Raw genomic sequence first — 23,389 nt, 5'->3', positions numbered from 1 at the left:
GGTTATTAACCTTGAATAATTGAGGGATGACCTCATTTAATCTCCAGTAGCAAATTTGACCTGTTATGGGAGGAGTTATGCGTCTGGATCGTCTTACTAATAAATTCCAGCTTGCTCTCGCCGATGCCCAGTCCCTCGCACTGGGGCACGACAACCAATTTATCGAACCTCTTCATTTAATGAGCGCCTTGCTGAATCAGGAAGGGGGATCGGTACGTCCTTTGTTAACGTCCGCTGGCATTAATGCTGGCCAGTTACGCACCGCCATCGATCAGGCGCTGAGTCGTTTACCGCAGGTAGAAGGTACTGGTGGCGACGTACAGCCGTCACAGGATCTGGTGCGTGTACTGAACCTTTGCGACAAGCTGGCGCAAAAACGTGGGGACAACTTTATTTCGTCAGAGCTGTTTGTTCTGGCGGCGCTTGAATCACGCGGTACCTTAACCGACCTGCTGAAATCCGCCGGTGCAACCACCGCTAATGTGACCCAGGCGATTGAGAAAATGCGCGGAGGTGAAAGCGTGAACGACCAGGGAGCCGAAGACCAACGTCAGGCTTTGAAAAAATTTACGGTCGATCTGACCGAACGTGCCGAGCAGGGCAAACTTGACCCGGTAATCGGTCGCGACGAAGAAATTCGCCGGACTATTCAGGTACTGCAACGCCGTACCAAAAACAACCCGGTGCTGATTGGTGAGCCTGGCGTCGGTAAAACCGCCATCGTTGAAGGGCTGGCGCAGCGTATCGTTAATGGTGAAGTGCCCGAAGGGCTGAAAGGCCGTCGCGTACTGGCGCTGGATATGGGCGCGCTGGTGGCCGGGGCGAAATACCGCGGTGAATTTGAAGAGCGTCTGAAAGGCGTGCTGAACGATCTGGCGAAACAGGAAGGCAACGTCATCCTGTTTATTGACGAACTGCACACTATGGTGGGGGCAGGTAAAGCTGACGGCGCAATGGATGCAGGGAACATGCTGAAACCTGCGCTGGCACGTGGTGAACTTCACTGCGTCGGTGCCACTACGCTGGACGAGTATCGTCAGTACATTGAAAAAGATGCCGCGCTGGAGCGACGCTTCCAGAAGGTGTTTGTCGCAGAACCAAGCGTTGAAGATACCATCGCGATTTTGCGTGGTCTGAAAGAGCGTTATGAGCTGCACCATCATGTGCAGATCACTGACCCGGCCATCGTTGCGGCGGCGACGCTTTCGCATCGTTACATTGCCGACCGGCAGTTGCCGGATAAAGCCATCGACCTTATCGATGAAGCGGCGTCCAGCATCCGTATGCAGATTGACTCGAAACCGGAAGAGCTGGACCGACTCGATCGCCGCATTATTCAGCTCAAGCTGGAACAGCAGGCATTGAACAAAGAGTCTGATGAAGCGAGTAAGAAACGCCTCGATATGCTCAACGAAGAGCTGGATGAGAAAGAGCGTCAGTATTCTGAGCTGGAAGAAGAGTGGAAAGCTGAGAAAGCCTCCCTCTCTGGCACCCAGACAATCAAGGCGGAGCTGGAGCAGGCGAAAATTGCCATTGAGCAGGCGCGTCGCGTAGGGGACCTGGCGCGGATGTCCGAGCTACAGTACGGCAAGATCCCTGAGCTGGAAAAACAGCTTGAGATCGCCACGCAGTCGGAAGGCAAAACCATGCGTCTGTTGCGTAATAAAGTGACGGACGCCGAGATAGCCGAAGTGCTGGCGCGCTGGACGGGGATTCCTGTAGCTCGCATGATGGAAAGTGAACGCGAAAAACTGCTGCGTATGGAGCAGGATCTGCATCAGCGCGTCATTGGCCAGAACGAAGCGGTCGAAGCGGTATCTAACGCCATTCGTCGTAGCCGTGCGGGGCTGTCCGATCCGAATCGACCCATCGGCTCGTTCCTGTTCCTGGGGCCAACCGGTGTCGGTAAAACCGAACTGTGTAAAGCGCTGGCTAACTTTATGTTCGACAGCGATGACGCGATGGTGCGTATCGATATGTCCGAGTTTATGGAGAAACACTCTGTCTCGCGTCTGGTCGGTGCGCCTCCGGGATATGTCGGTTATGAAGAGGGCGGTTACCTGACGGAAGCGGTTCGTCGTCGTCCTTATTCCGTCATCCTGCTGGATGAAGTGGAAAAGGCTCATCCTGACGTGTTTAACATTCTGTTGCAGGTGCTGGATGATGGACGCCTGACGGACGGGCAGGGAAGAACGGTCGATTTCCGTAACACGGTGGTGATCATGACCTCGAACCTGGGTTCCGATTTGATTCAGGAACGCTTCGGTGAGCTGGATTACAGCCATATGAAAGATCTGGTGCTGGGTGTGGTCAGCCAAAACTTCCGTCCGGAGTTCATCAACCGTATTGATGAAGTGGTCGTGTTCCATCCGCTGGGTGAGAAACACATTGCGTCGATTGCGCAGATCCAGTTGCAGCGTCTGTACAAGCGTCTGGAAGAGCGTGGGTATGAAATCCACATCTCGGATGATGCGCTGAAACTGCTGAGCGAGAATGGTTACGATCCTGTTTATGGCGCGCGTCCGTTAAAACGTGCAATCCAGCAGCAGATCGAAAACCCGCTGGCGCAGCAAATCCTTTCCGGGGAGCTGGTTCCGGGCAAAGTTATCCGTCTGGAAGCCAACGAAGACCGAATTGTGGCAGTGCAGTAAGTCACAAAACGCAAAAACGGGCCGCTTGCGGCTCGTTTTTGTTTAAAAACCAGGCAAGAATTAAGGTCTGAGATGTGTTTTGCCTGGAAAATGAGCAGTCAGTAAATAATTTTCACTTTGGACTTGCAGCCTCAGAAGAACTCCCTATAATGCGCCTCCACTGACACGGAACAACGGCACGCACGCCGCCGGGTCAGCAGAGAAAAGCAAAATAAACGCTTGACTCTGAAGCGGGAAAGCGTAATATGCACACCCCGCGCCGCAGCGAAAACGTAGCGGCACTGCTCTTTAACAATTTATCAGACAATCTGTGTGGGCACTCAAAGTGACATGGATTCTTAATGTCCTCGGACACTAAATGAATACCAAGTCTCAACGAGTGAACACGTAATTCATTACGAAGTTTAATTCACGAGCATCAAACTTAAATTGAAGAGTTTGATCATGGCTCAGATTGAACGCTGGCGGCAGGCCTAACACATGCAAGTCGAACGGTAACAGGAAGCAGCTTGCTGCTTCGCTGACGAGTGGCGGACGGGTGAGTAATGTCTGGGAAACTGCCTGATGGAGGGGGATAACTACTGGAAACGGTAGCTAATACCGCATAACGTCGCAAGACCAAAGAGGGGGACCTTCGGGCCTCTTGCCATCGGATGTGCCCAGATGGGATTAGCTAGTAGGTGGGGTAACGGCTCACCTAGGCGACGATCCCTAGCTGGTCTGAGAGGATGACCAGCCACACTGGAACTGAGACACGGTCCAGACTCCTACGGGAGGCAGCAGTGGGGAATATTGCACAATGGGCGCAAGCCTGATGCAGCCATGCCGCGTGTATGAAGAAGGCCTTCGGGTTGTAAAGTACTTTCAGCGGGGAGGAAGGCGACAGGGTTAATAACCCTGTCGATTGACGTTACCCGCAGAAGAAGCACCGGCTAACTCCGTGCCAGCAGCCGCGGTAATACGGAGGGTGCAAGCGTTAATCGGAATTACTGGGCGTAAAGCGCACGCAGGCGGTCTGTCAAGTCGGATGTGAAATCCCCGGGCTCAACCTGGGAACTGCATTCGAAACTGGCAGGCTAGAGTCTTGTAGAGGGGGGTAGAATTCCAGGTGTAGCGGTGAAATGCGTAGAGATCTGGAGGAATACCGGTGGCGAAGGCGGCCCCCTGGACAAAGACTGACGCTCAGGTGCGAAAGCGTGGGGAGCAAACAGGATTAGATACCCTGGTAGTCCACGCCGTAAACGATGTCGACTTGGAGGTTGTGCCCTTGAGGCGTGGCTTCCGGAGCTAACGCGTTAAGTCGACCGCCTGGGGAGTACGGCCGCAAGGTTAAAACTCAAATGAATTGACGGGGGCCCGCACAAGCGGTGGAGCATGTGGTTTAATTCGATGCAACGCGAAGAACCTTACCTACTCTTGACATCCAGAGAACTTAGCAGAGATGCTTTGGTGCCTTCGGGAACTCTGAGACAGGTGCTGCATGGCTGTCGTCAGCTCGTGTTGTGAAATGTTGGGTTAAGTCCCGCAACGAGCGCAACCCTTATCCTTTGTTGCCAGCGGTTAGGCCGGGAACTCAAAGGAGACTGCCAGTGATAAACTGGAGGAAGGTGGGGATGACGTCAAGTCATCATGGCCCTTACGAGTAGGGCTACACACGTGCTACAATGGCGCATACAAAGAGAAGCGACCTCGCGAGAGCAAGCGGACCTCATAAAGTGCGTCGTAGTCCGGATTGGAGTCTGCAACTCGACTCCATGAAGTCGGAATCGCTAGTAATCGTGGATCAGAATGCCACGGTGAATACGTTCCCGGGCCTTGTACACACCGCCCGTCACACCATGGGAGTGGGTTGCAAAAGAAGTAGGTAGCTTAACCTTCGGGAGGGCGCTTACCACTTTGTGATTCATGACTGGGGTGAAGTCGTAACAAGGTAACCGTAGGGGAACCTGCGGTTGGATCACCTCCTTACCTTAAAGAACCTGCCTTTGTAGTGCTCACACAGATTGTCTGATGAAAAGTAAATAGCAAGGCGTCTTGCGATTGAGACTGTACGTCCCCTTCGTCTAGAGGCCCAGGACACCGCCCTTTCACGGCGGTAACAGGGGTTCGAATCCCCTAGGGGACGCCACTTGCTGGTTCGTGAGTGAAAGTCACCTGCCGTCATATCTCAAAACTGACTTGCGAGTCATGTTTGAGATATTTGCTCTTTAAAAATCTGGATCAAGCTGAAAATTGAAACGACACACAGCTCATGTGTGTTCGAGTCTCTCAAATTTTCGCAATCAGAAGTGAAACATCTTCGGGTTGTGAGGTTAAGCGACTAAGCGTACACGGTGGATGCCCTGGCAGTCAGAGGCGATGAAGGACGTGCTAATCTGCGAAAAGCGCCGGCGAGGTGATATGAACCTTTGACCCGGCGATGTCCGAATGGGGAAACCCAGTGCAATCCGTTGCACTATCGTTAACTGAATACATAGGTTAACGAGGCGAACCGGGGGAACTGAAACATCTAAGTACCCCGAGGAAAAGAAATCAACCGAGATTCCCCCAGTAGCGGCGAGCGAACGGGGAGCAGCCCGGAGTCTGAATCAGCTTGTGTGTTAGTGGAACGGTCTGGAAAGTCCGACGGTACAGGGTGATAGTCCCGTACACGAAAGCACACTTGCTGTGAACTCGAAGAGTAGGGCGGGACACGTGGTATCCTGTCTGAATATGGGGGGACCATCCTCCAAGGCTAAATACTCCTGACTGACCGATAGTGAACCAGTACCGTGAGGGAAAGGCGAAAAGAACCCCGGCGAGGGGAGTGAAAAAGAACCTGAAACCGTGTACGTACAAGCAGTGGGAGCCTCTTTATGGGGTGACTGCGTACCTTTTGTATAATGGGTCAGCGACTTATATTCTGTAGCAAGGTTAACCGTATAGGGGAGCCGAAGGGAAACCGAGTCTTAACTGGGCGTTAAGTTGCAGGGTATAGACCCGAAACCCGGTGATCTAGCCATGGGCAGGTTGAAGGTTGGGTAACACTAACTGGAGGACCGAACCGACTAATGTTGAAAAATTAGCGGATGACCTGTGGCTGGGGGTGAAAGGCCAATCAAACCGGGAGATAGCTGGTTCTCCCCGAAAGCTATTTAGGTAGCGCCTCGTGAACTCATCTTCGGGGGTAGAGCACTGTTTCGGCTAGGGGGCCATCCCGGCTTACCAACCCGATGCAAACTACGAATACCGAAGAATGTTATCACGGGAGACACACGGCGGGTGCTAACGTCCGTCGTGAAGAGGGAAACAACCCAGACCGCCAGCTAAGGTCCCAAAGTCATGGTTAAGTGGGAAACGATGTGGGAAGGCACAGACAGCCAGGATGTTGGCTTAGAAGCAGCCATCATTTAAAGAAAGCGTAATAGCTCACTGGTCGAGTCGGCCTGCGCGGAAGATGTAACGGGGCTAAACCATGCACCGAAGCTGCGGCAGCGACACTATGTGTTGTTGGGTAGGGGAGCGTTCTGTAAGCCGTTGAAGGTGTCCTGTGAGGGGTGCTGGAGGTATCAGAAGTGCGAATGCTGACATAAGTAACGATAAAGCGGGTGAAAAGCCCGCTCGCCGGAAGACCAAGGGTTCCTGTCCAACGTTAATCGGGGCAGGGTGAGTCGACCCCTAAGGCGAGGCCGAAAGGCGTAGTCGATGGGAAACAGGTTAATATTCCTGTACTTGGTGTTACTGCGAAGGGGGGACGGAGAAGGCTATGTCAGCCGGGCGACGGTTGTCCCGGTTTAAGCATGTAGGCGGAGGTTCCAGGTAAATCCGGTACCTTGTTAACGCTGAGGTGTGATGACGAGGCACTACGGTGCTGAAGTGATAAATGCCCTGCTTCCAGGAAAAGCCTCTAAGCATCAGGTAACACGAAATCGTACCCCAAACCGACACAGGTGGTCAGGTAGAGAATACCAAGGCGCTTGAGAGAACTCGGGTGAAGGAACTAGGCAAAATGGTGCCGTAACTTCGGGAGAAGGCACGCTGATATGTAGGTGAAGTCCCTGCGGACGGAGCTGAAATCAGTCGAAGATACCAGCTGGCTGCAACTGTTTATTAAAAACACAGCACTGTGCAAACACGAAAGTGGACGTATACGGTGTGACGCCTGCCCGGTGCCGGAAGGTTAATTGATGGGGTTAGCGGCAACGCGAAGCTCTTGATCGAAGCCCCGGTAAACGGCGGCCGTAACTATAACGGTCCTAAGGTAGCGAAATTCCTTGTCGGGTAAGTTCCGACCTGCACGAATGGCGTAATGATGGCCAGGCTGTCTCCACCCGAGACTCAGTGAAATTGAACTCGCTGTGAAGATGCAGTGTACCCGCGGCAAGACGGAAAGACCCCGTGAACCTTTACTATAGCTTGACACTGAACACTGGTCCTTGATGTGTAGGATAGGTGGGAGGCTTTGAAGCGTGGACGCCAGTCTGCGTGGAGCCAACCTTGAAATACCACCCTTTAATGGCTGGTGTTCTAACGTAGACCCGTAATCCGGGTTGCGGACAGTGTCTGGTGGGTAGTTTGACTGGGGCGGTCTCCTCCCAAAGAGTAACGGAGGAGCACGAAGGTTGGCTAATCCTGGTCGGACATCAGGAGGTTAGTGCAATGGCATAAGCCAGCTTGACTGCGAGCGTGACGGCGCGAGCAGGTGCGAAAGCAGGTCATAGTGATCCGGTGGTTCTGAATGGAAGGGCCATCGCTCAACGGATAAAAGGTACTCCGGGGATAACAGGCTGATACCGCCCAAGAGTTCATATCGACGGCGGTGTTTGGCACCTCGATGTCGGCTCATCACATCCTGGGGCTGAAGTAGGTCCCAAGGGTATGGCTGTTCGCCATTTAAAGTGGTACGCGAGCTGGGTTTAGAACGTCGTGAGACAGTTCGGTCCCTATCTGCCGTGGGCGCTGGAGAATTGAGGGGGGCTGCTCCTAGTACGAGAGGACCGGAGTGGACGCATCACTGGTGTTCGGGTTGTCATGCCAATGGCACTGCCCGGTAGCTAAATGCGGAAGAGATAAGTGCTGAAAGCATCTAAGCACGAAACTTGCCCCGAGATGAGTTCTCCCTGAGACTTTAAGTCTCCTGAAGGAACGTTGAAGACGACGACGTTGATAGGTCGGGTGTGTAAGCGCAGCGATGCGTTGAGCTAACCGATACTAATGAACCGTGAGGCTTAACCTTACAACGCCGAAGCTGTTTCGGCGAAGAGACAGACACGATTTTCAGCCTGATACAGATTAACAGAATTTGCCTGGCGGCTTTAGCGCGGTGGTCCCACCTGACCCCATGCCGAACTCAGAAGTGAAACGCCGTAGCGCCGATGGTAGTGTGGGGTCTCCCCATGTGAGAGTAGGGAACTGCCAGGCATCAAACAGAAAGAACCCCGTACCGGAAGGTGCGGGGTTTTTTGCTTTGTGCGCGGAAAAACATGCCGGATGGCGGCTTCCCCTTATCCGGCCTACAATTGTTAAAACGATTTTAACAATGGTGCCGCTTTGACTCGTCCTTTTGATTACCAACAAGATTTTGCAAATATAAATTTTCGCGAACATCCCGAACGGTATCAGGTTGGCCGGGGTGAGCAGGGCGTATTGATGGTCGAGCCTTATAAAAGCGAAATCCTTCCACACTGGCGTTTTAAAAATTCTGAAGTCGCAGCGCGTTCGGCACAAGAGATATACGCTCTATTTGAAGAGTACCGCAGTAAAAACGATTTTGTAGGCATGGATATGGCGCGTAAATTCATACAAATGGGCTATACCCGCGCCCGGCGATACGCGAATCATAAGGGCGGTAAAAAGTATGATGCGGAACGACAAGTCAAACCCCTCGATCACGATCCAGTAAAAGCAGAAGCAGCCGCAGTCTTCAAAAAGTGGTGGGATAAAATTCGTGCAGACGAAGATTACTTGCAGCGAAAAAAGGCCCACCAGCAGTCCTGGGGATAATTACTGCGTCCGCTAATAATTAGATAGCTGATCGAGTTCACAAAACGCAATGAAACATATTGGAAACATTTTATTTACCTAACGATTCGTTTTAAATCCGGTTTTACTGTTTGTGGGCAAAGGCCCGCAATGTGAGACAGGGGATATTAAAATGACAGAAACCGTAGCCAGTGCAGATACGGATAACACCAATTTGGCAGGTAAGGATACTCGCCGTCGGGTTTGGGCAATCGTTGGGGCCTCATCAGGAAACCTTGTAGAGTGGTTTGACTTTTACGTCTATTCATTTTGTTCACTCTACTTTGCGCATATCTTTTTCCCGTCAGGGAACACCACAACTCAGCTTTTGCAAACCGCAGGCGTTTTTGCCGCCGGGTTCCTAATGCGCCCTATCGGTGGATGGCTATTTGGCAGGATCGCGGACAGGAAAGGGCGCAAGACATCCATGCTCATCTCTGTATGCATGATGTGCGTCGGCTCGCTGGTGATTGCCTGCCTGCCCGGTTATGAGACTATCGGAACATGGGCACCGGCGTTGTTGTTGCTGGCACGTCTGTTCCAGGGGCTATCGGTCGGTGGCGAATATGGCACCAGTGCGACATACATGAGCGAAGTGGCGGTTGAAGGGCGCAAAGGTTTCTATGCATCATTCCAGTATGTAACCCTCATTGGCGGACAGCTACTGGCGTTACTGGTTGTGGTGATCCTGCAACAAATCCTTAGCGATGAAGATTTGCGCGCCTGGGGCTGGCGCATCCCGTTTGCTATGGGCGCTGCCCTGGCGGTTGTCGCCCTGTGGCTACGCCGTCAGCTTGATGAAACCTCTCAACAGGAGGTCAGGGCGCTGAAAGAGGCGGGCTCGATGAAGGGGCTCTGGCGAAACCGCAAAGCATTTTTGATGGTGTTAGGTTTTACCGCCGCGGGCTCGCTAAGTTTCTATACCTTCACCACCTACATGCAAAAATATCTGGTTAACACCACGGGCATGCATGCAAACGTTGCGAGTGTCGTCATGACGGTGGCGTTACTCGTCTTTATGCTCATCCAGCCGATTGTCGGCGCGCTGTCGGACAAAATTGGTCGCCGTACCTCCATGCTGATCTTTGGCGGCATGCTAACCCTGGGTACCGTTCCGCTTTTGACGGCGCTACAGCATACAACCTCTCCGTATGCCGCTTTCGCTTTAATCATGGTGGCGCTCATTATTATCAGTTTTTACACGGCAATCAGCGGCATTTTGAAGGCGGAAATGTTTCCCGCACAGGTGAGGGCGCTGGGTGTAGGCCTGTCTTATGCGGTCGCGAATGCCCTGTTCGGCGGTTCGGCGGAGTATGTCGCGCTATCGCTTAAGTCGTGGGGCAGTGAAACGACCTTCTTCTGGTATGTCACCGTAATGGGAGCGCTGGCGTTTATTGTCTCGCTGATGCTGCATCGCAAAGGAAAAGGTATCCGCCTTTAATAATGCGCCATCTGCCAGACGGCGTAGCCGGTTGTTGCCCCGGCTACGTCCCAGGCAAAATCTTTCCAGCTCCAGCCACTTCCCGAGGGGCGGCTATCCCAAAGTTCTTTTGATGCCCCCAGGCTGATGGAGAACATCAGGCCTATTGTGGCACTTCGATCCCTGCTATAACCCTGGTGCAGCGCATACTCATTACCCGCAGCGGACATCATTGCAGACGCCAGAAAGTGCTGAGCTTTATCCTGACCCGACCAGTTATCATTAGCCATATGGCTGCAACCTGTCAGCAAAAGAGGGATTATCAGGCAAGGCGTACGCATTAACAGGCTCCATAAAAAAAGCCCCGTCGATGACAGGGCTCGTGTATTACAGAATGCGGCTGATGAGGCGATCGATACGGATCCGACGTAGACGGCGAATCAGCTTGCGAACTTTCACCGGGTAATCAGCGATGCTTTGCAGATCGCGATAATGACGAACCACTGTGGTATGCGTGCGTATAAGCTCCAGCTCACGATCGCGTTTCGCGGCTAACGCATGCTGAGGATCGTGAATAAGAATGGCGTTTTCCAAATCCAGACGCCAGGCGCGTGGGTTCAGGTTATTACCGGTCAGCAGCATCCACTCGTCATCAACCCACATTCCTTTGAGATGATAACTGTTATCTTCATCTTTCCAGAGGCGCACGACGAGCTGGTCCGTGTTCACATAGTACTGTAAACGGCTCAGAAAGCGGCGCAGGTTAATCTCATAGAGATAAGGCAGTGCGCCGATGATCTTGAAAGGCTGATCTTCCGGAATGAAAAAGTCGTTTGCCGTTTTATCCCCGACAATGATTTCCACCTTTTTACCATCACGCAGCAACTGAATGATATTACGCACCAGAACGGCGGGAAGGTTGAAGTACGGGGTGCAGATGGTGAGCTTATGCTCCGCGCACGGCATCAAATGGAAGATAGTCTTGTTCAGGAGGCTGGATTTACCCAGGCCTACCAGAGGCGTAACGGACAGTTCTTCATTATTGGCATCACCCTGGAAACGATAAACCGCATCGCGCAGCTCCTGGCGGAAGGAGCGAACGTCGTTTTTGATTTCCGGGCTTTTCGGGCGATGAGGATTGTCAAGACGGTGCACACCCCGGCCATGAACCAGGTTTTTATCAACCCAGTTGAACATGATGTCGGTCATCTGCGGATTACGGATAAGATGGTAGCGATCGTAACGGTATTTATCGAGCTGATGGAGATACACATCATTCAGACTGGCGCCGCTATAAAGGACGCTGTCATCAATGATAAATCCTTTAAAATGAAGAACGCCAAGCGCTTCACGGGTATTCACCGGTACGCCATATACCGGGATATCAATACCCGGATTTTCCTGGGCCATGCGGCAATACCAGTCAGCATTGGTATTCGAGGCAGCCGCACCAATACGGCCACGCTGAGCACGGTGCCAGTCAACCAGCACGCGAACATCCAGTTCCGGACGCTGACGTTTCGCTTCATAGAGCGCGTTCAGGATCGCACGCCCACCTTCATCTTGTTCAAGATAGAGCGCCACAATGCAAATACGTCGCGTAGCGCTGGCAATCTTTTCAAGAAGCGTCTCCCGGAAATGAGCGGGAGCATAAAAGAACTCTACATCATCAACTGACTGAGAAATCTTCGGTAGTTGAGCAAGGTGTTGTTGATGTTTATTACGCTTAAATTTTGACAACATCACAGTGCGTTTCTTCTCTGTTCATTGAAGGGTTGTCTGTACCAGGCAAACAACATAAGCGGACAATGATACCCCAGTGCCGGGAAAAGTGGGTAACATTTCCAGCAGCTTACTCTTGTTTATCCGTCGAAGTCAGGCTGAGGGACAAAGAGACAATGCCTTCATCCAGCTGGATATCAACGTCAAAACCGAGCTTCCGCGCCAGGGTCACCATACCCCGATTATTTGGCATAGTAATGCCATTGAGCCGTGACAATCCGTGATCGCGCGTATAACGAATGAGTTTTTCGAGCAGCCGTCTGCCCAAACCCAAACCTTTAAGATCGGAACGCACCAGTACGGCAAACTCCGCATCCACGTTATCCGGGTCGGAAATGGCACGCGTCACGCCGAGGATCTCTTCTCCCTCTGCGGAACGGCGGACTGCCACAATCGCCATTTCTCGATCGTAGTCGATCTGGGTCATATTGGCTAAATCGTCGTGGGTAAATTCATTAATTTCGCTGAAATAGCGATAGTACAAATCTTCTTTCGTCACCTGCGAGATGAACGCTCGCAGCAGCGGCTCGTCTTCCGGCAGGATAGGACGAAACAGTGCCCGCTCTCCATTTTTCATCTCCACCCACTCTTCCAGATGGAGAGGATAAGGACGAATGGCGAGACGGCTTTCCCGTTCACCGACAAATGGCGCAATTTCCAGCGTCACGTCGAGGGCAGTGAAGTCATTTCCGGAAGCGAGGAGCGGGTGGATGTCCAGGCGCTGGATCTCCGCACAGTCAACAATGAGGTTGGAGACCTTCACCAGAAACTGGCTTAACCCGGCGATATCAAGCGGCCTCAGAGCGCTTCTGCCGCGGATTTTTTTACTTTTGATGGCCTGAATAACCAAATAACGCGCCAGGTTCATGTTTAGAGGTGGAAGCGCGACAGCCGCTTGTTCTTCTGGCCGCCATTCAACGCCGCCTTCACCCAGCATAATGAGTGGACCAAAAACCGGATCGTGTTCGACGACCACGCGCAGCTCCTGCGCACCTGCTCGGTTAGCCATGCTCTGCACCAGCAGGCCGTGGATCCGGGCCTGTGGCCACGTCATTTTAACGCGATCGATAATGGCATCCGCGGCCTGTTGTACTTCTGTCGCGGTGCGCAGATACAGCATGACGCCCTGAACATCCGATTTGTGCGGAATATCGGGGGAGCGCAGCTTCAGCGCGACCGGATAGCCAATCTGCTCAGCGATATGTACCGCCTCAGCGCTGTCACCGGCAATCCAGGTCGGCAGTGTTTGCATCCCATAGCTGCCAAGAATGGGTTGCACTTCATGCGTATCAAGCGAAGTGGCGCCCTCTTCGATGGCCTGTTGCAATAAACTGTGTACGTCCACCGAATTTGCTGTGAGGTTGCCCGGTAGGGCAGGCGTTTCACGCAGCTGCTTCTGGTTGCGGCGGTACTCAACCATATGCATAAACGCGGTTATGGTGCCCTCTGGCGTACGGTAGGTTGGCAACCCGGATTCACTAAACAGACGTCGCGCTTCCTGCGAGGAGAACTCGCCGCACCAGTTGGTCAGCAGGGTGACGTATTTGCCGCGCGGATGGTTTCGGACAGCCTCAATCAGCGTTCGTGCACTTTCGCTGCCTGGCGCAACCGCGCTGGGCGAATGGATAATCATCAGCGCATCAAAGTCCTGGCTATCCAGCAAAATCGTGATCGCCTTAATGTAACGATCGCTGCTGGCATCATCGCGCAAATCGAGGGGATTATCGGGAACAACGCTTCCCGGTAACGCGTCCCGCAGGCGCTGGAGCGTCTCTTCACCCAGCGTGGCCAGCTTGCCGTTGCGTAGCCAGAGCTCGTCCAGCGCCAGGGCGGCGGGAGCGGCTCCGTTGCTGACAATCATCAGCTTTTCACCGCGCAGGGGACGCATGTGGCTCAACGTTTCGACGGCGGAAAAAAGCTCGTGCGTATCCTGTACCCGCAGTAAACCGGCGCGCTGGATCGCTGCATCCCATGCGGGATCCATCCCGGAATGGGATTGCAGCAGGCGCTGAGCCGCGGGGCTGCGCCCGCTTTTGATGACCAGAATCGGTTTATTACGCGATGCGCTACGCGATGCCGACACAAAACGACGGGCGTCACTCAGGTGTTCAAGGTAGAGCAGGATAGCGCTGGTTTTGCTGTCACGCGCCAGGAAATCCAGCAGCTCATCAACGTCAATGTCCAGGCTGTCGCCGAGGGCGATGAAATAGGAAAAGCCCATCTCACGCTGCTGCGCCCAGTCGAGGATGGTATTGGATACCGCTGCCGACTGTGAAATAAAGGCCAGTTTGCCTTTACGGATCGGAACCGGGGAAAAACTGGCATTCAGCCCTTGCCAGGGCGCAAGCAGACCGAGGCTATTTGGACCAAGAATGCGCATCTGGTAGCGGCTGGCGCAGGCCAGCAGTTCGGGCTGCTGTTCAGGAGGCGAGGAAAGAATAATGCAGGTTTTACAGCCTTTCTGACCGAGCGACTCAAGCAATTCGAGGTTTCGTTTCGCATGCGTACAGAGCACGGCGAGGTCGGGAACAAACGGTAAACTTTGCACGTCCGGCCATGCCAGCACCCCCTGTACCGCTTTATAAGCGGGCGTAACGGGCATGACCGGGCCGTTAAACCCGCCAGCCAGCAGGTTACGCATCATCAGATACCCTGCGCGGTCCGGTTTCATCGAGGCGCCAATAACGGCAATGGATTTCGGACGGAGTAGCGCTTCTAACCCTCTCTGGCTCATGCAGGCCTCCTGTGAATGCAAGCGACCTGATGATTTTAAACGCTTTCTGTCTCTGTTGCTGTGACGCTACCCTTATGAACGGTTTTTCCTGCCAGATAACGTTCGCGGAAGCAGGAGAAGTGGGAGCTTAATGCGCTGGCCGCCTGGGTATCGCCCGCCAGATCCAGTAGCGCAATGGCGACTTCAGCGGTGCAATATTGACCCTCGGCATGCGCTTCTCGTAAGCGATAGGCCGAAACGCGCGACAGATCGACGGAAATCACCGGCAGCGCATCAAGATAAGGGCTTTTGCGAAACATCTTTCTTGCTTCGGTCCAGGTGCCGTCGAGCATAATAAACAGCGGCGGCTTACCGGATGGTGGCGCCGTAAGCACCTGGCGTTGTTCGCCTGCATATGATGCCGGGAAAACGACCATGGGCTGATAGTCCGGGTTTGCCACCAGGTCAAGCAGAGCCTGAGGTGGCTCAGTGCGCGACCACTGAAACGCTGCGGTGTTGGGCAGAATATCGGCGATCAAACGCCCCGTGTTGCTGGGCTTCATCGGTTCGGTATCGAACATGACCAGACAAAAGCGGCTTTTCGCCTCGCTCGGTGTAAGCATTTCGCACAGACACACTTTCAGCGGTAAAAGGCAGCGCTGGCAGCGGCGAATACGATTGCCTCGGGCCAGAAAAGGGCGGGTTGCGCGCGCAAGGCGCTCGGCGCGTAATTGAAGTACAGCGTTATCAGTCATGGGCGAAAAGGCAGGAAAAACCCCATTTTCGCAGAGGAGAGAACGGGGCACAAGATGTGCCCCGTGAATGTTACAGGGATTCGTTTAACCAGCTGTCGAAAGGCGCCTTCGGTACTGCACCATTGAGCATGTCGATCACTTCCCCATTTTTGAAAATCATAATGGTTGGAATGCTGCGAATGCGAAAACGGGCGCTGAGTTCACGTTCCGCTTCGGTATTCACTTTAACAAAACGCATTTTCCCGCTGCGCTCTTCAGCCACGTCTTCGAAGATGGGCGCAAAGTTACGGCAGGGGCCGCACCACGGTGCCCAGAAATCGACCACAACCGGCAGATCGTCCTTGAGGAGTTTGTCCAGCGTAGCACCCGTCGCGTTAATAACATCGCCATCAAATAATTCGTGGCCACAACGCCCGCATTTCGCACCGTCATCCATCCGATCGTCCGGAATGCGGTTTAAAGCCTGACAGTTGGCACATACGGTATTCATAACTAACCTCTGATAGAGCCGTGGAACAACGGCAGAACGCCGATAATGTTTCTGATATGTTACATATTATCAGTGAGCCTGTATAAATCGACAACGCGTTTTATTCAATGGGAACAATAGTCACAGGCTTTTGTACGAAATTATGGCTATGAGCTTGCACATCGGGTAATCTGCGCGCTTCGCGCAGCGCTGGTGGAGAAAAGCATGAACGACGAAATGAAAAACAAAAGCGGCAAGGTCAAAGTGATGTATGTCCGCAGTGATGATGACTCTGATAAACGCACCCAAAATCCGCGTACCGGAAAAGGTGGCGGGCGTCCGGCGTCTTCTCGTGCAGACGGTGGCCGTCGCCCCGCCCGCGATGACAGAAATAACCGCGGCGATGACCGCAAACGTGATGATCGTAAGCGTGACGATCGCAAACGCGATGATTTTGTCCGCGACGGTGGATCGCCATGGCGTACCGTTTCGCGCGCGCCCGGTGAAGAAGCGACCGAAAAAGCCGATCACGGCGGTATCAGCGGAAAAAGCTTTATCGATCCGGAAGTGCTGCGTCGTCAGCGTGCGGAAGAAACCCGTGTATATGGCGAGAACGCCTGTCAGGCCCTGTTCCAGAGCCGCCCGGAGTGTATCGTTCGCGCATGGTTTATCCAGAGCGTGACCCCGCGCTTTAAAGAAGCGCTGCGCTGGATGGCGGCGAACCGTAAAGCCTACCACGTGGTTGACGATGCCGAGCTGACAAAAGCGTCCGGGACTGAACACCACGGCGGCGTCTGCTTCCTGATCAAAAAACGTAACGGCACCACCGTGCAGCAGTGGGTCAGCCAGGCGGATGCCGATGACTGTGTGCTGGCGCTGGAAGATGTGGGTAACCCGCATAACCTGGGCGCTATGATGCGTAGCTGCGCGCACTTTGGCGTGAAAGGCGTTCTGTTGCAGGATGCCGCGCTGCTGGAATCCGGTGCGGCAATCCGTACCGCGGAAGGCGGTGCTGAGCATGTTCAGCCGATCACCGGCGACAGCGTGCTGGAGGCCCTTGAGCAATTCCGTAACGCGGGCTACACCATTGTCACCACCTCAAGCCGTGCCGCTACGCCGCTGTTTAAAGCGACGTTGCCGCGCAAAATGGTGCTGGTGTTAGGTCAGGAGCGCGATGGTCTGTCTGATGCGGCACTCTCCAGCGCTGACATAAGCGTTTCTATCGACGGCACTGGCAACGTTGAAAGCCTGAACGTATCCGTTGCGACCGGCGTGCTGCTGGCGGAATGGTGGCGTCAGAACAAAGCATAAGCCTTTTATGTGCCGGGCCTGACCCGGCACATTCAAACCCTACTCACTCTCTGCCGGTAACACAGGCATCCAGTCAATCGGCTTTTCGCCACGCTTTTCCAGCCACTCATTCGTCAGAACAAAATGGTTACTGCCAAAGAAACCGCGATGCGCAGACAGCGGCGACGGGTGCGGTGCTTTCAGTACGTGATGGCGCTGACGATCGATAATCGCCCCTTTCTTTTGGGCATGTGAACCCCAGAGTAAAAACACGACGCCTTCACGATGCTCATTGATTAGGCTGATAACCTTATCGGTAAAGGTTTCCCATCCCAGACTGGCGTGGGAGTGTGCCTGACCCGCCCGGACGGTTAATACGGTATTCAGCAACAGCACGCCCTGGCGCGCCCAGCTTTCCAGATAACCGTGATTAGGGCGGGTGAAACCCGGAATCGTTCCTTCCAGCTCTTTATACATATTCAGCAGAGAAGGGGGAATGGCCACGCCCGGACGCACGGAAAATGCCAGTCCGTGAGCCTGCCCGGGACCATGGTACGGATCCTGCCCCAGTATAACCACCTTCACGTCGCTCAGTTCGGTGTAGCGAAAGGCGTTAAATACATCTTTCTGCGGTGGATAAATTGTCTGGCCGGCCTGCCGTTCAGCCGCAACGGTACTGAGGGTATTAATAAAATAGGGCTGCTGCTTCTCTTCTGCCAGCACGTCATGCCAGGTTAAAGGTGTTGTCATCTCGCTCTCCTGCGAATTTCATTCTCTGCCTAGCTTACCTGCTAATGCCTGGTGAGCAAAATTACCCGCGGAAAAGCGGCTAAGTGTCTCAATTTATGTTGAAAACCAGGCAGGGTAAGTTGAATTGGTAAATCATTAAAATTGATCTAAAACAAAAAATTCAGACCACACTCTTTATGTGGTTAGTGATTTTGTTGATTTAAATCAATAAATCACCCGGGTCTGAATGTTATATATACACACAACAAACAATGGTTTTACCAATTGGCCGCAAAAGGCCAGCATCAGTTAATGTAGCCTAAGGGAGGCAACACATGATTACAGGTATCCAGATTACTAAAGCTGCAAATGACGATCTGCTGAACTCTTTCTGGCTGCTGGACAGCGAGAAAAACGAAGCGCGCTGTGTAGTAGCGAAAGCAGGTTTTGCGGAAGACGAAATCGTTCCGGTGAGCAAACTGGGCGAAATTGAATACCGTGAAATTCCAATGCAAGTGCAACCAGAAGTGCGCGTGGAAGGTGGTCAGCACCTGAACGTTAACGTCCTGCGTCGTGAAACGCTGATGGATGCTGTTGAGAACCCAGAAAAATACCCGCAGCTGACCATCCGTGTGTCTGGCTATGCGGTGCGTTTCAACTCTCTGACTCCGGAACAGCAGCGCGACGTTATCGCCCGTACCTTTACTGAAAGCCTGTAAGGTTTCAGCTTCGGGGGTGGAATAAAAAAGCCGGGAATGTCCCGGCTTTTTTTTACTCTTCAGTTTTTGTCTCTGGCGCAGCAGAACTTGGCTTACGGCGCTTACCAATATTTTTGGTATCGCGGTGGCGCTGCTTCACGCGCGGCTTCTCTTTTTCTTTCTCTTTTCTCTCAGCACGTTTCGCGAGCGCTTTCTTGGACGGTTTACCCGTCATTTTTTCACTCGGCGCACGTGTCGTCGGACGAAGTTCGTCAATCACACGAGCTTTTAGCGGCTCATCAACGTAGCGGCCAATTTTTTGGAGCAGCAGATGGTCGTGCGCTTCTACCAGAGAAATAGCAATCCCTTTGCGGCCCGCACGGCCGGTACGACCAATACGGTGCAGGTAAGTATCACCGCTGCGCGGCATATCAAAGTTGATCACATGGCTCACGTCCGGGATGTCGATCCCGCGCGCGGCAACGTCGGTTGCAACCAGCACATTCACGCGACCATCGGTCAGGCGCTTAATCCCTTCGGTACGCTTAACCTGTGCCATTTCACCTTCGAGATAGCAGTTGTTGATGCCAGCGTTGCGCAGCATTTCTGCCAGCTCATGCACGCGCTCGCGTTTACGTACGAAGACGATGGTACGGGTTGCTTCTTCCTGCTTCAGCAGATGTTTCAGCAACTCAACCTTATGCTCAAGGTTATCTGCGCGGTAGTACCACTGGTGGATCTTCTTACGCTCACGCGTCGATGGCGTAGCGGACACTTCCACCGGATCTTCCAGCAGACGTTCGGCGAAATCTTTAATGGCATCCCCTTCAAGGGTTGCCGAGAACAGCATTGTCTGGTTACGCCAGCGCGTTTCACCCGCGATGTGTTCGATATCCTGGGCAAAGCCCATGTCCAGCATGCGGTCAGCTTCATCGAGAATCAGCGTTTCCACCGCCCGGCAGTCGAAGTTCTCTTCTTTTATGTATTGCAGCAGACGGCCTGTCGTCGCGACAACGATATCCTGGTTTTCGCTGAACACTTCGGCGTGGTTCATATACGCTACGCCGCCAGTGATGGTCGCGATATCCAGATGGGTGTTCGCCGCCAGCTCACGCGCGTGTTCGGCAACCTGCATCGCCAGTTCACGGGTCGGGGTCAGGATCAAAATGCGCGGCGGCCCTGATTTTTTACGCGGAAAATCGAGCAAATGCTGCAACACAGGCAGCAAGTAGGCTGCTGTCTTCCCCGTGCCGGTTGGCGCAGAACCGAGCACATCGCGGCCCTCAAGCGCAGGCGGAATGGCCGCGGCCTGAATGGCGGTCGGGCGTGTAAAGCCTTTACTCTCAAGAGCATTGAGCAGGCTTTCATCGAGTTCAAGTTCGGAAAAAGTCGTTACAGTCATGTTCTACCTCTGTGTGGGGCGCTGATTATAGACGTTACGGCTGTAATCTTCATCTGTTTGTATGGATATCGCTTTTCGACCACTTCGCTTTCCCCTATGCTACTCCAGTTTCACACAGAAGGTTGCCCTGACATGTCTCAACTCAAAGCGCAGTTGCGCCGCGATGGTTTTACGTTTAAACAATTTTTTGTGGCGCACGATCGTTGTGCAATGAAAGTCGGTACAGACGGTATTTTACTGGGTGCATGGGCCCCTGTCGCAGGTGTAAAACGCATTCTGGATATTGGTACGGGCAGCGGACTTCAGGCCCTGATGCTGGCGCAGCGTACCGAAGAACACGTCACTATCGACGCCGTTGAGCTTGATCCTCAGGCGGCCCAGCAGGCAAGCGAAAACGCTGCCGATTCTCCGTGGGCAGAACGGATCAGGGTGGAATGTGCCGATGTCCTGACCTGGGCACTGGAGCAGACTGCGCGTTACGATTTGATCGTCAGCAATCCGCCGTATTTCACGCCAGGTGTGGAGTGTGGAACGCCGGAACGCGAGCAGGCACGTTACACCGGCTCGCTCGATCACAAGGCGCTACTGACCAGCGCGGCGGAACTCATCTCGGAAGAGGGATTTTTCTGCGTGGTCTTGCCCGAAAGCACGGGTAACACCTTCATTGAGATCGCTCGGGATATCGGCTGGAGTTTGCGTCTTCGTACCGATATTTCGGATACGGAAGGTCGCTTACCGCACCGTGTGTTGCTGGCGCTCTCGCCGAAAGAGGGGGAGTGCTTTACCGACAGGATGGTTATTCGCGGGCCAGACCAGCGTTATTCCGAAGATTACACTGCCCTGACCCAGCCCTTTTATCTGTTTATGTGAACCTGCGGCGTCAACACCGACGGGCCGGACGTTTCCAGCGGGTCGGGATAGTCCAGCGTATAATGCAGGCCACGACTCTCTTTGCGCATCATCGCACAGCGTACAATCAGCTCGGCAACCTGCACAAGGTTGCGCAGCTCCAGCAGATTATTGGAAACGCGGAAGTTGGCGTAATATTCATCAATTTCCTGCTGCAACATCATGATGCGGCGTAACGCGCGTTCCAGACGCTTCGTTGTGCGTACAATCCCGACATAATCCCACATGAGAAGCCGCAGCTCGTGCCAGTTATGCTGGATAACCACCAGTTCGTCCGGGTTCTCTACCCGACTTTCATCCCATGCTGGCAGGTGCGTTGTTGGACGTGCATAGGGCATGCGTTTGGTTATATCTTCCGCAGCCGACCACCCATACACAAGACACTCCAGCAATGAGTTTGATGCCATGCGATTCGCACCATGCAGGCCGGTGTAACTGACCTCGCCGATCGCATACAAACCATCCACGTCGGTACGACCATGATCGTCAACCATCACCCCGCCACAGGTATAGTGGGCGGCAGGCACAATCGGCACCGGATCGCGGGTTAAATCGATACCCAGACTCCGCAGCTTTTCATAAATCATCGGGAAGTGCTGGCGAATAAAGTCTGCCGGTTTATGGCTAATGTCCAGATACATACAGTCCACGCCAAGCCGCTTCATCTCGTGGTCAATGGCGCGGGCCACGATATCCCGCGGGGCAAGTTCACCTCGGGGGTCGAAGTCCGGCATAAACCTGGAACCGTCCGGTCGCTTGAGATACGCGCCTTCGCCGCGCAACGCTTCAGTTAACAGGAAGTTACGTGCCTGCGGGTGGAACAGGGCGGTAGGATGGAACTGATTAAACTCCATATTCGCTACGCGGCAGCCTGCGCGCCAGGCCATGGCGATACCGTCTCCGGAGGCAATATCCGGGTTAGTCGTGTACTGGTAAACCTTGGAGGCGCCGCCGGTCGCTAGCACAACGGCTTTAGCCTGGCAGGTTTCCACCTTCTCTTTATTCCGATTCCACACCCATGCGCCGACAACACGGCGCGTGCCGGGCAGGCCAATTTTATCGGAAATAATCAGGTCGACGGCGTTACTGCGCTCCAGCACCCGAATATTGGGATGGCTGAGGGCTTTGCTGACCAGCGTGGTTTCAACCGCTTTTCCTGTTGCATCAGCAGCGTGCAGAATACGGCGATGGCTGTGCCCGCCTTCACGGGTCAGATGATAGCTCTCTTCACCATTAGGCTGAACCTGCGTATCAAACAGCACGCCCTGGTCGATAAGCCATTGCACGCAGTGGCGGGCATTGCTGGCGACAAACTCTGCGGCATGCTCATCCACGATCCCGGCACCGGCAATCAGAGTGTCTTCTACGTGTGAGGCAATGCTGTCCGTTTCATCAAACACGGCGGCAATACCGCCTTGTGCATAGAAGGTGGAACCTTCGCTCATCGGCCCTTTACTCAGCACGATTACGTTCTGATGTTCCGCCAGGCGCAGCGCGAGGGAGAGGCCAGCAGCACCGCTGCCGATAATCAGTACATCACAAAGGAGTTCAGGCGTTGTATTCATGATGTTTGTTTAATTTACTAAACATGGTCTGGGCAGAATAGCATTGTGATGCGAGTTATCGCACGTTTTTTTTGAAGCGTGTTGCAATGACTAAACGGACGACCGGAAGTTAAATCATCGCTAAATGACTGGAATTATTTTGCGAAGCAGATCGTTAGCTTCAGATTTTGTGGTGAAATAAAGCCTGTGTTGCGTTACTCTTCTGACGATAAAGTTAATGATTCTTGTCAGAAAGCGGGTGCGTATCGTGAACAGACTTATAATGAGAGAAAATGAACGGTCTGCGGCGCGATGAACAAAAACAAAGGCGTTACGGAACTTATTGAAGAACAGACGCTCTAATTCGGTGCTTGCTCAAAGTGCAATGTTGTTAGAGTGGCGTTTCGATAACGCGTGGAATTTGGTTTGGGGAGACATTACCTCGGATGAGCGAGCAGTTAACGGACCAGGTCCTGGTTGAACGGGTCCAGAAGGGAGATCAGAAAGCTTTTAACCTACTGGTGGTGCGCTACCAGCATAAGGTAGCGAGTCTGGTTTCCCGCTATGTACCGTCAGGCGATGTTCCTGATGTGGTACAAGAGTCTTTTATTAAGGCCTATCGCGCGCTGGATTCATTCCGGGGGGATAGTGCTTTTTATACCTGGCTGTATCGTATTGCAGTCAATACGGCTAAGAATTATTTGGTTGCTCAGGGGCGTCGTCCGCCTTCAAGTGATGTTGACGCTATCGATGCAGAAAACTTCGAAAGTGGCGGCGCGCTGAAAGAAATTTCGAACCCTGAGAACTTAATGTTGTCAGAAGAACTGAGACAAATCGTTTTTCGCACGATCGAGTCGCTCCCGGAAGATTTACGCATGGCAATTACGTTACGGGAGCTGGATGGCCTAAGCTATGAAGAGATAGCCGCCATCATGGATTGTCCGGTCGGCACGGTTCGTTCACGAATTTTCCGTGCGCGAGAAGCCATTGATAATAAAGTTCAACCGCTTATCAGGCGTTGACGATA

General features: G+C 53.3%; 15 protein-coding genes, 1 tRNA gene and 3 rRNA genes. 11 read left to right on the top strand and 8 right to left on the bottom strand.

Annotated elements, in window-relative coordinates; genetic code table 11:
• Positions 1-77 precede the first annotated feature (77 nt).
• From clpB to ACQG1K_RS16525, 7 genes are all read left to right on the top strand, one after another.
• Positions 78-2,651, top strand: a complete 2,574-nt coding sequence (gene clpB, locus ACQG1K_RS16555) for an ATP-dependent chaperone ClpB (protein WP_045308384.1) — start codon at positions 78-80, stop codon at positions 2,649-2,651.
• Between the two features lie 426 nt (positions 2,652-3,077).
• Positions 3,078-4,619, top strand: a 16S ribosomal RNA gene (locus ACQG1K_RS16550).
• A gap of 84 nt (positions 4,620-4,703) precedes the next feature.
• Positions 4,704-4,779 (top strand) — tRNA-Glu (locus tag ACQG1K_RS16545).
• 182 nt (positions 4,780-4,961) lie between these two features.
• Positions 4,962-7,866 (top strand): 23S ribosomal RNA (locus ACQG1K_RS16540).
• A 69-nt stretch (positions 7,867-7,935) separates the two neighbouring features.
• Positions 7,936-8,051, top strand: a 5S ribosomal RNA gene (rrf, locus tag ACQG1K_RS16535).
• The 16S, 23S and 5S rRNA genes sit together here with 1 tRNA gene alongside, the layout of an rRNA operon.
• Before the next feature lie 129 nt (positions 8,052-8,180).
• Positions 8,181-8,633 carry a DUF4385 domain-containing protein gene (locus tag ACQG1K_RS16530; RefSeq protein WP_032622345.1) on the top strand — a complete coding sequence of 151 codons (453 nt, stop codon included), beginning with the start codon at positions 8,181-8,183 and terminating at the stop codon, positions 8,631-8,633.
• Positions 8,634-8,784: 151 nt separating this feature from the next.
• Positions 8,785-10,092 (top strand): MFS transporter, encoded by a 1,308-nt coding sequence (locus tag ACQG1K_RS16525; protein WP_038416531.1) that lies wholly within the window; start codon positions 8,785-8,787, stop codon positions 10,090-10,092.
• On the opposite strand, the gene ACQG1K_RS16520 is transcribed toward ACQG1K_RS16525, so the two are convergent.
• The 5 genes from ACQG1K_RS16520 to trxC form a co-directional block, all read right to left on the bottom strand.
• On the bottom strand, positions 10,089-10,412 hold the full coding sequence (locus ACQG1K_RS16520) for a YfiM family lipoprotein (protein WP_022649053.1): 324 nt from the start codon (positions 10,410-10,412) through the stop codon (positions 10,089-10,091). The two genes, ACQG1K_RS16525 and ACQG1K_RS16520, sit on opposite strands and share 4 nt — an antisense overlap.
• 46 nt (positions 10,413-10,458) lie before the next feature.
• On the bottom strand, positions 10,459-11,814 hold the full coding sequence (gene pssA / locus ACQG1K_RS16515) for a CDP-diacylglycerol--serine O-phosphatidyltransferase (RefSeq protein ID WP_367076483.1): 1,356 nt from the start codon (positions 11,812-11,814) through the stop codon (positions 10,459-10,461).
• A 109-nt stretch (positions 11,815-11,923) separates the two neighbouring features.
• The gene (locus ACQG1K_RS16510; RefSeq protein WP_367076465.1) at positions 11,924-14,587 is read right to left on the bottom strand and encodes a bifunctional acetate--CoA ligase family protein/GNAT family N-acetyltransferase; all 2,664 of its coding nucleotides are present in this window, start codon (positions 14,585-14,587) and stop codon (positions 11,924-11,926) included.
• 35 nt (positions 14,588-14,622) lie between these two features.
• Positions 14,623-15,321, bottom strand: coding sequence for a tRNA-uridine aminocarboxypropyltransferase (tapT, locus tag ACQG1K_RS16505; RefSeq protein WP_367076467.1), 699 nt, complete (start codon positions 15,319-15,321; stop codon positions 14,623-14,625).
• A gap of 70 nt (positions 15,322-15,391) precedes the next feature.
• The gene (gene trxC / locus ACQG1K_RS16500; protein WP_003860733.1) at positions 15,392-15,811 is read right to left on the bottom strand and encodes a thioredoxin TrxC; all 420 of its coding nucleotides are present in this window, start codon (positions 15,809-15,811) and stop codon (positions 15,392-15,394) included.
• Positions 15,812-16,015: 204 nt separating this feature from the next.
• On the opposite strand from trxC, the gene ACQG1K_RS16495 reads away from it, so the two are divergent.
• On the top strand, positions 16,016-17,101 hold the full coding sequence (locus ACQG1K_RS16495) for a tRNA/rRNA methyltransferase (RefSeq protein ID WP_367076468.1): 1,086 nt from the start codon (positions 16,016-16,018) through the stop codon (positions 17,099-17,101).
• 39 nt (positions 17,102-17,140) lie between these two features.
• Here the strand turns inward: ACQG1K_RS16495 and ung are convergent, their stop codons facing one another.
• The gene (ung, locus tag ACQG1K_RS16490) at positions 17,141-17,830 is read right to left on the bottom strand and encodes a uracil-DNA glycosylase (protein WP_003860729.1); all 690 of its coding nucleotides are present in this window, start codon (positions 17,828-17,830) and stop codon (positions 17,141-17,143) included.
• Between the two features lie 314 nt (positions 17,831-18,144).
• Here ung and grcA point away from each other — a divergent pair, with 314 nt between their 5' ends.
• Complete coding sequence (gene grcA, locus ACQG1K_RS16485) at positions 18,145-18,528, top strand: autonomous glycyl radical cofactor GrcA (protein WP_022649048.1); 384 nt, start codon at positions 18,145-18,147, stop codon at positions 18,526-18,528.
• A gap of 52 nt (positions 18,529-18,580) precedes the next feature.
• On the opposite strand, the gene srmB is transcribed toward grcA, so the two are convergent.
• Positions 18,581-19,909, bottom strand: coding sequence for an ATP-dependent RNA helicase SrmB (gene srmB, locus ACQG1K_RS16480; RefSeq protein WP_022649047.1), 1,329 nt, complete (start codon positions 19,907-19,909; stop codon positions 18,581-18,583).
• 132 nt (positions 19,910-20,041) lie between these two features.
• Here srmB and trmN point away from each other — a divergent pair, with 132 nt between their 5' ends.
• Entirely contained in the window at positions 20,042-20,779 is a 738-nt protein-coding gene (trmN, locus tag ACQG1K_RS16475) for a tRNA(1)(Val) (adenine(37)-N(6))-methyltransferase TrmN (RefSeq protein WP_023300739.1), read from the top strand.
• Here trmN and nadB read toward each other — a convergent pair.
• Complete coding sequence (gene nadB, locus ACQG1K_RS16470) at positions 20,764-22,383, bottom strand: L-aspartate oxidase (RefSeq protein ID WP_367076472.1); 1,620 nt, start codon at positions 22,381-22,383, stop codon at positions 20,764-20,766. The two genes, trmN and nadB, sit on opposite strands and share 16 nt — an antisense overlap.
• Positions 22,384-22,808: 425 nt before the next feature.
• On the opposite strand from nadB, the gene rpoE reads away from it, so the two are divergent.
• Positions 22,809-23,384 (top strand): RNA polymerase sigma factor RpoE, encoded by a 576-nt coding sequence (rpoE, locus tag ACQG1K_RS16465; RefSeq protein ID WP_006176728.1) that lies wholly within the window; start codon positions 22,809-22,811, stop codon positions 23,382-23,384.
• Positions 23,385-23,389: the final 5 nt, after the last annotated feature.

This window comes from Enterobacter cloacae complex sp. 402C9, from assembly GCF_050030745.1.
GTDB classification, from domain to species: Bacteria; Pseudomonadota; Gammaproteobacteria; order Enterobacterales; family Enterobacteriaceae; genus Enterobacter; species Enterobacter intestinihominis.
The sequence above is the reverse complement of the archived record's forward strand: the minus strand, read 5'-3'. Positions and strand labels throughout refer to the sequence as shown.